The organism is Arthrobacter sp. Y3224055 (assembly GCF_059090825.1).
Genome location: NZ_JBNHGB010000003.1, coordinates 332,620 through 345,426, shown reverse-complemented (window position 1 = coordinate 345,426; position 12,807 = coordinate 332,620). Strand labels below are relative to the sequence as shown.

General features: G+C 63.1%; 12 protein-coding genes and 1 tRNA gene. 11 read left to right on the top strand and 2 right to left on the bottom strand.

Going from position 1 to position 12,807, the window contains the following annotated elements:
• Window positions 1-20: 20 nt before the first annotated feature.
• Entirely contained in the window at window positions 21-1,208 is a 1,188-nt protein-coding gene (gene xylA / locus AC5RTY_RS09740) for a xylose isomerase (protein ID WP_494073758.1), read from the bottom strand.
• A 138-nt stretch (window positions 1,209-1,346) separates the two neighbouring features.
• On the opposite strand from xylA, the gene AC5RTY_RS09735 reads away from it, so the two are divergent.
• From AC5RTY_RS09735 to AC5RTY_RS09695, 9 genes are all read left to right on the top strand, one after another.
• Window positions 1,347-3,086 (top strand): sugar ABC transporter ATP-binding protein, encoded by a 1,740-nt coding sequence (locus AC5RTY_RS09735; protein ID WP_494139460.1) that lies wholly within the window; start codon window positions 1,347-1,349, stop codon window positions 3,084-3,086.
• Window positions 3,086-4,177: an ABC transporter permease gene (locus AC5RTY_RS09730; protein WP_494000046.1), complete on the top strand. Its 1,092-nt coding sequence runs from the start codon at window positions 3,086-3,088 to the stop codon at window positions 4,175-4,177. Before AC5RTY_RS09735 ends, AC5RTY_RS09730 begins: the two co-directional genes overlap by 1 nt.
• Window positions 4,178-4,179: 2 nt before the next feature.
• Window positions 4,180-5,217, top strand: a complete 1,038-nt coding sequence (locus AC5RTY_RS09725; protein ID WP_494000047.1) for an ABC transporter permease — start codon at window positions 4,180-4,182, stop codon at window positions 5,215-5,217.
• A 63-nt stretch (window positions 5,218-5,280) separates the two neighbouring features.
• Window positions 5,281-6,465, top strand: a complete 1,185-nt coding sequence (locus AC5RTY_RS09720; protein ID WP_494000048.1) for a sugar ABC transporter substrate-binding protein — start codon at window positions 5,281-5,283, stop codon at window positions 6,463-6,465.
• A gap of 37 nt (window positions 6,466-6,502) precedes the next feature.
• The gene (locus tag AC5RTY_RS09715) at window positions 6,503-8,158 is read left to right on the top strand and encodes a GMC family oxidoreductase (protein ID WP_494025674.1); all 1,656 of its coding nucleotides are present in this window, start codon (window positions 6,503-6,505) and stop codon (window positions 8,156-8,158) included.
• A 46-nt stretch (window positions 8,159-8,204) separates the two neighbouring features.
• A complete protein-coding gene (locus AC5RTY_RS09710; protein WP_494000050.1) occupies window positions 8,205-8,999 on the top strand; it encodes a gluconate 2-dehydrogenase subunit 3 family protein in 795 nt (264 codons plus the stop codon).
• Between the two features lie 10 nt (window positions 9,000-9,009).
• A complete protein-coding gene (locus AC5RTY_RS09705) occupies window positions 9,010-9,783 on the top strand; it encodes a cysteine hydrolase family protein (protein ID WP_494139459.1) in 774 nt (257 codons plus the stop codon).
• 133 nt (window positions 9,784-9,916) lie between these two features.
• Window positions 9,917-10,951 (top strand): aldo/keto reductase, encoded by a 1,035-nt coding sequence (locus tag AC5RTY_RS09700; protein WP_494139458.1) that lies wholly within the window; start codon window positions 9,917-9,919, stop codon window positions 10,949-10,951.
• Between the two features lie 36 nt (window positions 10,952-10,987).
• On the top strand, window positions 10,988-11,392 hold the full coding sequence (locus AC5RTY_RS09695; RefSeq protein WP_494139457.1) for a GlcG/HbpS family heme-binding protein: 405 nt from the start codon (window positions 10,988-10,990) through the stop codon (window positions 11,390-11,392).
• Window positions 11,393-11,539: 147 nt separating this feature from the next.
• On the opposite strand, the gene AC5RTY_RS09690 is transcribed toward AC5RTY_RS09695, so the two are convergent.
• On the bottom strand, window positions 11,540-11,998 hold the full coding sequence (locus AC5RTY_RS09690) for a MarR family winged helix-turn-helix transcriptional regulator (protein WP_494000054.1): 459 nt from the start codon (window positions 11,996-11,998) through the stop codon (window positions 11,540-11,542).
• 113 nt (window positions 11,999-12,111) lie between these two features.
• Between AC5RTY_RS09690 and bcp the strand changes: the two genes are divergently transcribed.
• The gene (gene bcp, locus AC5RTY_RS09685; protein ID WP_494139456.1) at window positions 12,112-12,585 is read left to right on the top strand and encodes a thioredoxin-dependent thiol peroxidase; all 474 of its coding nucleotides are present in this window, start codon (window positions 12,112-12,114) and stop codon (window positions 12,583-12,585) included.
• An 85-nt stretch (window positions 12,586-12,670) separates the two neighbouring features.
• Window positions 12,671-12,755: transfer RNA gene (locus tag AC5RTY_RS09680), tRNA-Leu, on the top strand.
• Window positions 12,756-12,807 lie beyond the last annotated feature (52 nt).

Here is a 12,807-nt window from a genome sequence, read left to right as displayed (position 1 = left end):
GACCTCGCCGGTTCCGCAGCTCAGCGCGCGTTCAGCAGATGTTCCATAGCCAACTGCTGAAGCCTGACGAACCCGAACCCGGAGCCGTCAAAGTACCCCTCCGGGGCAAAATCCTCGTACGAGGAACGGTCTTGGAGCAGCTCGGCGTAGGACTCTCCATCGGCAAGGGTCGGCTGCTCCAGTTCGGTGACGCGGGAGGCGCGCATCGCTTCCTGGACCTCCGGGTCCGAGCGGAAGGCGGCGGCCCGCTCTTTCAGCAACAGGTACATCCGCATGTTCGCCGCAGCCGAATCCCACACTCCCCCGGCGTCCTCGGTCCGCGACGGCTTGTAGTCGAAGTGGCGCGGACCGTCGTAAGCCCGGCCACCGTTCGGGCCGCCGTTTTCCAACAGGTCCACGAGAGAGAAAGCGTTTTGCAGGTCGCCATGGCCGAAGACCAGATCCTGGTCGTACTTAACCCCCCGCTGGCCGTTGAGGTCAACATGGAACAGCTTGCCGTGGTACAGCGCCTGGGCAACGCCGGCGGTGAAATTCAGGCCCGCCATCTGTTCATGTCCGACCTCGGGGTTGACACCGAAAAGTTCGGACCGCTCCAGGGTTTCGATGAACGCCAGCGCGTGGCCCACCGTCGGCAGCAAGATGTCGCCGCGGGGCTCGTTCGGCTTGGGCTCAATGGCGAACTGCAGGTCGTACCCCTGATCGGTCACGTAGGCCGCCAAAACGTCCAGTGCCTCGCGGTACCGTTCAAGGGCTGTCCGGACGTCCTTGGCAGCGTCGTACTCAGCGCCCTCGCGGCCTCCCCACATGACGAAAGTCCGGGCCCCGAGCTCTGCGGCCAACTCAATGTTCCGCAGGACCTTTCGAAGGGCGAACCGCCGGACGGCCCTGTCGTTGGAGGTAAACCCACCGTCCTTGAAAACCGGGGGGCTGAAAAGGTTCGTCGTGACCATCGGAACCTGAAGGCCCGTGTCCTCGAGTGCACCTTTCAGGCGGTCGATCTGCTTCTGCCGCTCCCCCTCGCTGCTGCCGAAGGCGAAGAGGTCATCATCGTGGAACGTCAATCCGTAGGCGCCGAGACCCGTCAGCCGTTCCACCACTTCTACGACATCCACGTGCGACCGGGTAGGGCCGCCGAAGGGGTCGGCCCCCGTGTACCCCACCGTCCATAGGCCGAAGGAAAACTTGTCTTCGCGGCTCGGTTGCCTCATTGCCTTCTCCCATCAGGAAGCAATAGTAGTGAGCAACAACATATTAGCCGCGGCGGCCCAAGTCAACGACCAGCGCCCACCCAAGGCCGCACACACCCTGCCGAGTCGCTGACACCTTGCGGCCACACACCCACGGCGGTGCCTGCGCTGGCCTGCGGACTGAAGCCGTGCCCCGCCCCTCAAGCGAAAAAGGCTATTGCATTTGTTGTGACTGATTACTATATTGAGTTTTCACATGATGTTGCTCACACACCGAGCGTCACCTGCCGCCAAACCTCCAAGAACAGGAGCGATCCCATGGCGCATCCCACCGAACCTGGCGGCCATTCGCCGCTGCTCAAAGTTGAGGGCGTGGTGAAGCAGTACCAAGGCGTGACCGCCCTGCGCGGGGTGAGCCTGGACATCCGCCCCGACGAGATCCATGCCCTGCTGGGAGGCAACGGGGCCGGCAAATCCACGCTGATCAATGTGCTGTCCGGCGTGGTCTCGCCGGACGCGGGCACAGTTACCCTGGCCGGGGAAGAAGTGCAGTTCCGCCATCCCAGCGACGCCCTCAACGCAGGCATCACGACCATCCATCAGGAGCTGTCGCTCGTTCCGGCGCTCACGGCACTCGACAACATCTTCCTGGGCCGCGAGGTCAATGCCCGATTCCTCGGCCTGAAGGTCCGGCTTGACCGCAAGGGGATGGAAGAGCGCGTTTTGCAACTCGCCGCCGACTTCGGGCTCACCCCTGAGGACTTGAAGCTTCCCGTTGGGGAGTTCGGTGCTTTGAAAAAGCGTGTGGTGGAGATCGTCAAGGCACTGGCCTTCGACCCCCGCGTCCTGATTTTGGACGAGCCGACGTCCGGGCTCGAAGAAGAAGAAAAGCGGCACCTATTCGAACACATGCGCAAGCTCAGGGCGCGGGGCGTGCCACTGCTGTGGGTAACCCACCACCTGGAGGAACTGTTCGGTCTGGCGGACACCGCCACCGTCTTCCGCGACGGGGCCAACGCCGGGACTGCCGCCATCGCAGAGACGGACGTCGATGAACTGCTTGGCATGATGTTTGGAATCGCAGCCGGCGAATTCGGTGCGGCCAGCGGCACGCCGCCGCACGCCGCGGCCGACACCGGCGAGGAAGTGCTGCGACTGGAGAATGTGCACCGCAGCCACGTCTTGAAGGACATTTCGCTGTCCGTTCGTAAGGGCGAGATCCTGGGCATAGCGGGACTGGCCGGTGCCGGGCGGACCGAGTTGGCCAGAGTCATCATGGGCTTGGACAAGATGAGCAGCGGAACAATGCACCTCAACGGGCAACCCCTGCGCCTCCGCGATTCGAGCTCGGCATACCGTCACGGGTTGGCCATGCTGCCGGAAGACCGCAAGCAGCTGGGCATTCTGCCGGAGTTTTCCGTTGCCGAAAACATCTCCATCTCCAGCTTGGGCGGCGTCACGCAGCTTGGTTTTTTGGTCAAAAACCGCGAGGAAATGGACCAGGCCGAGAGCTACCGGCAGCGCTTGGCAATCCGTGCCCCAAGCGTCAGGGAAAAGATTCGAAACCTGAGCGGCGGAAATCAGCAGAAGGCCATCGTGGCCCGCTGCCTGAACACCAAGCCCTCACTGCTGATCTTCGACGAACCGACCCAGGGTATCGACGTCTCGGCCAAGGTGGAGGTTCACAACCTCATCCGCGATTTCGTCGCCGCTGGCGGGGCCGCCATCGTGATTGCCTCGGAAATCGCCGAACTGCTGGAACTCAGCCACCGTGTCCTGATCCTGAAAAAAGGCCGGCTGGTGGGTTCGGTGACCTCGCTGCAACAGGAACTGGCCGCCGGAAACTTTGAGGGCGTGAAGAACAGAATTCTGGCGCTATCCGCCGGCAGGAGCGAATGATGAAATTTCAACGGGCCGTATCCCGCACACTTTCGACCAGCGGCGTTCCGATCGCGGTCGCCCTGATCGTCCTGGTCATCGTGTTCCAACTGATGTCGCCAGTCTTCCTGCAACCGGAAAGCCTCACCGATTACATTAACAACGCCATCCCCGTCTTGCTGATTACCGTCGGGGTGGCAATCGTCATCGTGGCCGGAGGCATCGACCTGTCCGTCGGCACGGTAGCCGGGCTGAGTGCCGGAACGACCATGTGGGCTTTGCTCAGCGGGGCGCCGACACTGGTGGGCGTCCTCGTGGGCGTCGCCACCGGCACGGCATTCGGCCTGTTCAACGGATGGCTCATTACGAAGTTCGGTATCAACGACTTCATCGTCACGCTGGCCACGCTGAACATCGCCAGCGGGCTGCTCATCGTCCTGACAGAACAGGTACCTCTCCAAGGCGTGACGACGCCGGGCTTTTCGGATATCGTCTACGGCAGTTTCCTGGGCATCCCGAGCGCCTTTTGGATCGCCGCAATCCTGCTGGTCATCATGCAGCTTTTCCTGGCCAAGACGGTATTCGGCCGGCGCATATATGCCATCGGCATCGGCGCCGACGCGGCGAACGTCGCCGGCGTCAACGTCCTCCGCGTCAGGATGGGCACCTTCATCGTCTCCGGCATGCTCGCCGGAGCAGCCGGCGTCCTCATTGCCTCCCGCCTCGGCGCCGTACAGGCCTTCCTGGGCGGCGGCTACGAATTCATTGCCATCGCCGGCGCCGTTCTGGGAGGCGTGAGCCTTGCCGGCGGCCGCGGTTCGGTCTGGGCCGCTGTCGTCGGCGGCCTTTTGCTGGCAACCCTGCAGCAGGGCCTGCGCCTCAACGGCGTCGACCCCGTCTACTTCAGCATCGTTACCGGCCTTTGCATCGTCGCCGGGGTGGTCTTCGACCGCCGCGTCCAGCAATACGCACTCAATATGGGCAAACGCTCCCGTCTTGACGCGCCCCCCAGGCACGACACTCCGCACGACACTCCCCCGGCCCCGGCCCAGCAGCAGGCACAGAAGCCGGCCGCGGGTTCCCGTCCGTTCGTGACCGAACAGCAGGACTGACCATGAGCACTTCAACCCCCAAACGCAACACCGGCCTGGTCGGCCGCATCGTCGACCGGATCCTGCTGGACCCCACCCTCGGCGTCCTGGCCATGCTGGTACTGGCCTGTTTGATTGCGGCGTTCACGTTGCCGGTGTTCCTGGCTCCGTCAAACCTGTTCAACATCCTCAACAGCAGCATCACGGTCATGATCCTGGCCATGGGCATGACCGTCGTCCTGATCGCGGGAGGCATCGACCTCTCGATCGGCGCAGCCATGGCACTCTGCGCGGGGGTGGCAGCCGAGACGATGAAATCCGGAATGCCGCTGTTCGCCGCGATCCTCGCAGCGCTGCTTGCCGGGGCCTTGATCGGGATCGGCAACGGCCTGCTTGTCACCCGGGTCGGGCTGCCCGACTTCATTGCCACGCTCGCAATGCTCGGCTTCGCCGGCGGCATCCTCTACATCTGGACCCAGGGCGTTCCCATCATCGGCTACATGGTCCCCGAGTTCTATGTCATCGGCGGCCTGAGCCCGCTGGCCGGAGCCCTCACCCTGCCCATGGTGATATCCCTCATCGTGGCGCTGCTCCTTGGCGGGATTTTGGGATCCTCCCGCCTGGGGACACACCTCTTCGCGGTCGGCAGCAGCCGGACCGGCGCCGTACAGTCCGGCGTGCGGGTGGACCGGGTCCGTATCATCGCCTACGTCATCAGCGGGCTATGCGCCGCGATCGCCGGCGTCATCCTGGCGGGCCGTAATACCAACGTCCCGGCCGACCTCGGTGTCGGTTACGAGATCCAGGCCATCGCTGCCGCCGTCATCGGCGGTGCGGCGCTCAGTGGCGGCAGGGGCCGCATCCTGGGAGCCGTGCTCGGCGCCATCACGCTGGCCGCAACCATCAACATCATCAACCTCGCGGGCGTTCCGTCCAGCTATCAAAAGATCGTCATTGGCTCGATTCTAATCATCGCCGTCCTCGCGAACCGGATCAGCGCCATCATCAACGCCCGGGTCCGGCAACGGCGGGCCGTTGTGCTCGACGTCGCCCCCGTGTAGCCGAAACCAGCTTCCCCGGTCTCCCCGTTGCTGCGGGGACCATCAAAAATGAAAGGCAAGACAATGTCCACAACTGACACCACCGGGCCCGCAGGCCGCCGTCGGTACGCCCGGACCCGCAGCGCCCTCGCCTCCGGAGCAGTCGCGGCAGCCCTCATCCTGACCGGCTGCACCACGGTCGAGACGCCGACCGGCACCGGTGGAGGCGGGGGCGGAGGCGCCGGTGCCGCGGTCAACCCGGACTCGGCCGCCGATGCCGCCATCCGCGAAATAGTGGACGGCCGTGAAATCAAAGTCGGCTTTGCTCCCCCGATCCTCTCCGAGTTCTACACCCAGGTCGAAAAAGCGGCCTTCAACAAGATGAAGGAATACGAGGACCGGTTCGGTGTGAAATGGACCTGGGAGCGGCAGGGCGCCCTCAACGACGCCCATTCAGGCACGGAAACCCTTGGCATTGTCCAGGGGTATATCGCCCGGGACTTCGATGCGGTCTTCGTCTGCTCTGCCGCCAACGCCGCGACCATGCAGGAACTGTACGGCCGCGGACAGGAAGAGGGCGTCGACTTCTACCAGTTCAACTCCACTGAAGAACTGGCCAATCCTTCCCAAGCCGAGGACCCCACCGGAGGTCTTAACACCGTCTCGAACATCGGTTATGACGACCGCTGGCAGTCCGGCTACATCGCCGGGCAATACATCGGCGACCAACTCAAGGGCAAAGGCAAGGTCATCCAGATCATGGGGCCCTCCGGATCGGACTGGACCAAGCTGCGCCAGCAGGGCTTCAAGAAAGCCATCTCGGAGTACCCCGGCATCGAGATCGTCGGACAGGCCGACGGCGGCTACGTACGGGACAAGGGTCTCCGGGCCGCACAGGACCTGCTGACCAAAAACCCCGATGTCAACGCGATCTACGGTGAAAACGAAGACATGGCGCTCGGCGCGTCCCAGGCCATCGACGCACGCGGTCTCAAGCATTGGGACGGGCAGGAAGGCATCATCACCATCGGTGCTGACGGCCTGATTTCGGGGATGGACTCCATCAAAGCCGGCAAACTCACCGCCACCGTCGATGTGAACAGCGTCGAAATGGGCCACAGCATGATCGAAACCCTTTTCGCGCATGAGCTTCTGGGCATGGAAGTAAACCAGTTCGTCCGCATCCCGACCGATGTCGTCGACAAGACGAACGTCGAGTGGCACCAAGCCGTCCTGCAGGAAAGCCAGCAGGGCGAGGGAAGTTACTAGGCCTTCCCCAACAACGACCGAACTGAGAGGTTCTACTGTGAGCAGCAATCGAAAAATGGACCCGGTGGACGTCGTCGTCGTCGGACTGGGAGCGGGGGGCGGGCCCGCCGTCAAGGTTCTCAGCGAAGCCGGCTACACAGTTGTCGGATTCGACAAGGGCCCGTGGCTGCGCCCGGAGGAACACTACTCCGGCGACGAACTGAAGTTCCAGAACCGCAGCTACCTGTGGCCGGACGTGAAGCTGATGCCCAGGACGGTGCGCCGGGACGAAAACTCGGAAGCCCGGATCTTCAATTTCTCCCCCGTGCCCTCAAACGTCGGCGGCGGAACGAGCCACATGGCCGGCTGGATGCCCCGGCCGAGGGAATCGGACTTCATTTTCCACTCCCTCCACGGGGATCTGGAAGGCGCGAGCCTGGCCGACTGGCCCTACCGCTACGAGGACCTGGAACCATACCTCACCAAGGTTGAATGGAGCTACGGCATCTCGGGCCTTACCGGTGCCGACCGGGGGGAAGGCTTCCGCAGCAAGCCGTACCCCAGCGGGCCGTTGCCTCCGACCCGGTTCGGCAAGAAATTCTATGAGGGCTCCAACAAGCTGGGCATCAATTCCTTCCCGCTGCCGATGTCCCACCTGACCGAAGGCAACGCCCTGGGCAGGGCGGCGGTGAACCGGACCAGTTTCTGGAACCAGTACGGTGACCCCACCCAAACCCGGTCCAGCGTGGCGACGACGTACATCCCCGAAGCCCTCGCCACCGGCAACCTGGAAGTACGGGCCGACAGTTACGTCAGGGAAGTCAAACTGGGCAAGGACGGCCGGGCCACCGGCGTCGTCTACATCGACCCCGAGGGCCGTGAGGTGGAACAGGACGCCGCCGTAGTTGTCTTGGCGCTCGGCGCCATCGAGTCGGCGCGGCTCATGCTGCTGTCCACGTCGAACCGGTTCCCCGAAGGTCTCGCGAACGATTCCGGCCTTGTCGGCAAGAACGCCACCTTCCACGAATACATTTTCGCGGTCGGACTGTTCGACAAGGACATCGAGGAACCGCTGCGCGGCTGGACGGGAAACTACCAAAGCGGCGGCTCCACGCATTTTTACGAGACGGACGAAAGCAGGGGCCACATCGGCGGCGGCATCATCGCCACCACGCAGATCGGACAGGCCATCAACGCGATCATGCCCGGCCGCCCGACCTGGGGCCAAGCCATGAAGGACGCCGACCGAAATTACTTCGACTACTCCATGAAGATTGGGTTCATCCTCCAGGACATGCCCCAGGAGACCAACCGGGTCGACCTCGACCCCAACATCAAGGATGCCTGGGGCCTGCCCGTAGCGCGGATCACGAACAAGCCCCACGCCAACGACATCGCCATGAGCAAATGGCAGATCGACAAAAACGTGGAAATCCTCCAGGCGGCCGGGGCAACGAAAACCACCCCCGTTTACCTTGGAGACGAATTCACCGGCAACGCCTGCCACCAGCAGGGCACGGTCCGAATGGGAACCGACCCCGGCAAGTCGGTGCTGAACGGATGGGGCCAGGCTCACTCGGTGGACAACGTCTTCGTGCTTGACGGCGCGGGCTTCCCCACCGCCATGGGCGTCAACCCCACGCTCACGATCATGGCCCACTCCTGGCGCTGCGCAGACTACATCGCCGGCACCTACCTCAAGGGCCGCAGCTAGCGGCTGTAACTGCCGCGCGTTAGAGAATCGCAGAAAGGAAGACACGATGGTTTCGAAAGCCGACTGGGAAATCGTCCCGATCCACATCGACCCCGACTCGGACGAAAAACTGTTCTTCACCGACCACGAGTGGGAAACCATAGAAGCCGCCGGCGCACGCGTCATGCCCACCGACCATGATCCAGGGGCACGCGAGGCGAGGGTGATCGTCTTCATCGACCGCTACCTCTCAGGCATCGACTACCTCTATGCGGCGGCTGACGGGACCGGCTTCCTGGCCCTGGCCGGTCCGGAAGCACGATCCGCCCGGGCACGCATCGCCGACCTGCAGCGGCTCTACCGCGAAGGGGTCCATGAACTCGACCGCCGGTCGCGCGAGTTGCGGGCGGAGTCCTTCAAGGACGCGACCGAAGAAGTCCAAGACCAGGTGCTGGAACAGGTCAGCGGCGCTCCCAAACCGGTGCCGGTCTCGCTGACCTCGATGGAGGTGTACTACTCGCGGCTTCAGGGAAACACCGATGAAGACAAAAGTTTCTTTGACACCCTGTGCCTGCATGTCCGCCAAGGTTTCTATGCCGACCCGGTTTACGGCGGAAACAAGGACCAGATGGGTTGGAAAATGGTCGGTTTCGACGGGCCAAAAAACCTGCGCGACACCATGGACGGCACCTACAGCACGGCCGAGTACTTCATCCAGGAATACGACTGGGAGGAACTGGTCCCGGGCTTCAAGCACGGCCCGGAACAAGACGTGACTGACGGTGGCGAAGACCCTGCCGGTAGCCAAGCCGCCGAGGCGGCTTCAGCTTCATCGGACCGTACCGAGGAATCCAGTAAGTAAAGGAAAGACAATGACCGCCTACGAAGACAAGCTCAACAAATACGTCGACCGTTCCTACACCTTCATCCCCGAGACCATAGATCTAAGCAAGACCGTGGTCCATGCGCTCGACATTCAGAATCTCTGCCTCGATCCGGAGGGGGCAGACTACATTCAGAGCGTCGGTGGAGCGCCCTCCGGGCAGGAATCCCTCGGGCCGGCCAAGAGAATGATCGAACTCGCACGCGAAAAGGGAATCAAGGTCGTCTGGTCCATGTGGGGCATGCACCCCGAAGGCTACGACATCGGCATCTGGGGGCTGAAGTACCCGTCCTGGAGAGAGTCCGATTCGCCCTTCAACCACGGGACGTGGAACGGCGCACTCTGCAAAGGTTTCGAACCGCAAAAGGGCGAACCGGTCTTCCAAAAGCACCGCAACAGCAGCTTCTACGGAACGGCCTTCAACGAGTACCTCCAGCAGGACGGCGCCGAGTACCTCGTGATCGTCGGCTCCTCGACCGCCAACTGCGTACCGACCACGGCACGCGACGGTTTCGACAGGGGATACAAAGTGATCGTCGTGGCCGATTCCGGCACGGCCATTCCCCTCAACACCCACGGCCGCAACCCCGAGTTCGACCACGAAACACCCGAAGGATACGGGCAGTACTGGGAATCCCTGCGCAACATCCAGGCTCAGTACGCGGACGTGATGTCGAGCGATGAATTCGCTGCCCTCGTCGAACGCTCATCCCGGGCGGCGGGACAGGAAGCCTCAGTAAGTGCAGACGCCTCAGCCCGCTAAACCGCGGTACAGGGGAGGTGGGACCGTTATGAAATGGGCCGCCGAAGGAACCGGTGAAGGTTCCCCACGGCCAACGACGCGGCACCACCTCCCCGGGCACCCAGCACGTTGATCCACCTTGAGGAAGACACCCATGGCACCGTACGCTCCCACGCAACGGCGCGGGTTCGGGCGGCTCGACTGGTCTTGCACACTTGCCGGATTCGGTTCAGTGGCTCTTGGAAACATGCGCACCCCCATACCTACAGAGGATGCCCGGGCACTGGTACGTCATGCCTGGGACGCGGGCGTCCGGTTCTTCGATACTGCACCCATGTACGGCCATGGCCTTGCCGAATACCGGCTGGCCGATGTCCTCGCCGATGAGGACAGAGAAACGTTCGTCTTGGCCACAAAAGTCGGGCGAACCCTAAAACCCGCAAGCCCGGGGACCTTCAGTACCGCCCCCTGGTGCAACACCCCGCCGTTCCGCATCGAATACGACTACTCCTACGACGGTGTGATGCGCCAGGTCGAAGACAGCATGCAGCGGATGGGGACGGATTACTTCGACGTGCTCCTGGTTCACGACACGGACCGTTGGACTCACGGCGCCGACCAACCCCGCCGATTTCAGGAAGCCCTAAACGGCGCGTTCAAAGCCTTGTTATCCCTGCGGGACCAAAAGGTAGTGCGGGCCGTGGGCATAGGCGTCAACGAGGTCGATGTCTGCATGGCAGCGGCAGAAGCAGCCGACATTGACTGCATTCTGATCGCCGGTACTTACAACCTACTGAACGCCGAGGCGCAGGACGAGCTTCTCCCACTCTGCCTGCGACGCGGGATCGCCGTCATCAACGGCAGAATCTTTGGATCAGGCATCTTAGCCACCGGCCCTAAACCCGGAGCCCGCATGGACTACGCTCCGGCAACGCGTGCAACCCTCAGCGAGATCCGTCCTTACCAAGAGGTAGCCGACCGCCACGGAGTGCCTCTGGGCGCGGTGGCATTGCAATTTGGCGCCGCCCACCCTGCCGTCACCAACGTCTGCCTCGGCGCCCGCACCATCACTCAACAAGAGCAGAACTACCAATGGCTGAGTCAGCGGATCCCCGTCGAGGTGTGGCAGGAACTGAAGCACCGGCAACTCATTAGCTCCGCCTCCCCCACACCCGGAACCTCCCCATGAGGACGACTAAGGATCAGCAAATCCAGGAAGGCCCCCATGATGCTGCAGGAAGTCATCAAGATCGCCGCCATCGCCGAAGAAGCAGCCGAACAACTGGCAATCCGCATCGTCGTCAGTGTCGTTGACATCCACGGCAACCCGGTGCTTCTCCATCGCATGGACGGCGCACCCCTCCACTCTTTGGACATGGCCTTCCGCAAGGCCTACACAGCCGCCTCGTTCAACGTGGAAACAGAAGAACTCACGTCGCAAGTACAACCAGGGCAGCCCCTTTACGGCCTGGCCGTGAACTCGGGCAGCAAACTCATCGCCTTCGGCGGTGGGGCACCTGTACAGCTCCAACGAGGCGAAAGAGTCGGTGTCGGGATCTCGGGAGGAACGACTGAACAAGACATTCATATCCTCAAGACCGCTCTCACTTCAGCCCGCACCGTTCCCTAAACCCGCTGCGACTCTCCTTTGCCGAAGGGAGCAGTGTTTTCCATGGCCCTACGCTGCCGCCGTCCGGTCGGCAGCACGGGAGCGCCTAGTGCAGCGCCGGCTGCGCCTTGAGGATGCCGGGTTCAGGCCGACCGGGACGCCGGCGGGTCAGTCGCCGTCCTCGTAGCCGTCGATCTCGGCGATGTCGATGGTTTCCACCGCGCCGATACCGAAGCGGCTGTTGCCCAGCCTGCGGATGATCACCGTCAGCCGCTCCTTGAGCTCATCCATCTGGTCGCCGCTGCCGCTGCTGAGCAGCCGCTCCAGTTCGGCGGCATGCTTGAGGGCCCGCTTGCCCTCGTCGGTTATCTGCACGATCTGCCGCCGGCGGTCCACATCGCTGCGGGCACGGATGATGTGCCCGTGGACCTCCAGCCTGCCCAGGGTCTTGCCCATGGTCTGTGCCTGCACCCGGACGCGGGTCGCCAGCTGCGCCTGCGTCATTTCCCCTTCGGCGGCCAGCACCTCAAGGGCAATGACGCCGGCGTGGGTCAGGCCAAGGCCGGCCAGTTTGTCGTTCCATTCGTGCTCGACGAGCCGGGCGGCGGTGGAGAGCAACCGTGGCATCGGCCAATTCTTCAAATCCGGCATGCACTCAAGTATACGTACGTAGTCGGAACGGCCGGAGGACTGTCTTGGCTATGCTGGTGTGAAACCCCGGATCCCTAAGGAGCTGCCCCATGGCCGAACGACTGTCGACCGGCGACACCGCGCCGGATTTCACGCTGCAGGACTCGGCGGGCAACACCGTCTCGCTGGCCGATTATCGTGGCCAAAACGTTGTGGTTTACTTCTATCCCGCAGCTTCGACACCGGGCTGCACCAAGCAGGCCTGCGACTTCCGCGACAGCCTCGACTCGTTGAAGGGCGCCGGATACGCGGTGCTGGGAGTCTCCCCCGATCCGCTGCCGAAGCTGGTGAAGTTCGCGGAGACGGAAGAACTGAACTTTCCGTTGCTCTCAGACGAAGACCATGCCGTAGCCGAGGCGTACGCGGCCTGGGGCGCAAAGAAGAACTACGGCAAGGTCTACGAGGGCCTGATCCGTTCCACGGTCGTGGTGGATCCCGAGGGCAAGGTGGCGCTGGCTCAGTACAACGTCCGGGCCACCGGCCACGTGGCCAAGCTGCGCCGCGACCTCGGCCTGGACAATTAGGCGTCTGCACGAGGCATCAGTCCCCGCCAGACGAGTGCCGCCGTGCCGGTAGACTGATTCCTGTTCCGGCATGCCCGGAACGAATGCGCGAGTGGCGGAATTGGTAGACGCGCTGGATTTAGGTTCCAGTGTCCTCGGACGTGCGGGTTCAAGTCCCGCCTTGCGCACCATCACCAGGAGCCCCGCAGCGTCAGTTGCGGGGCTCCTGGCGTTCCACGGCCC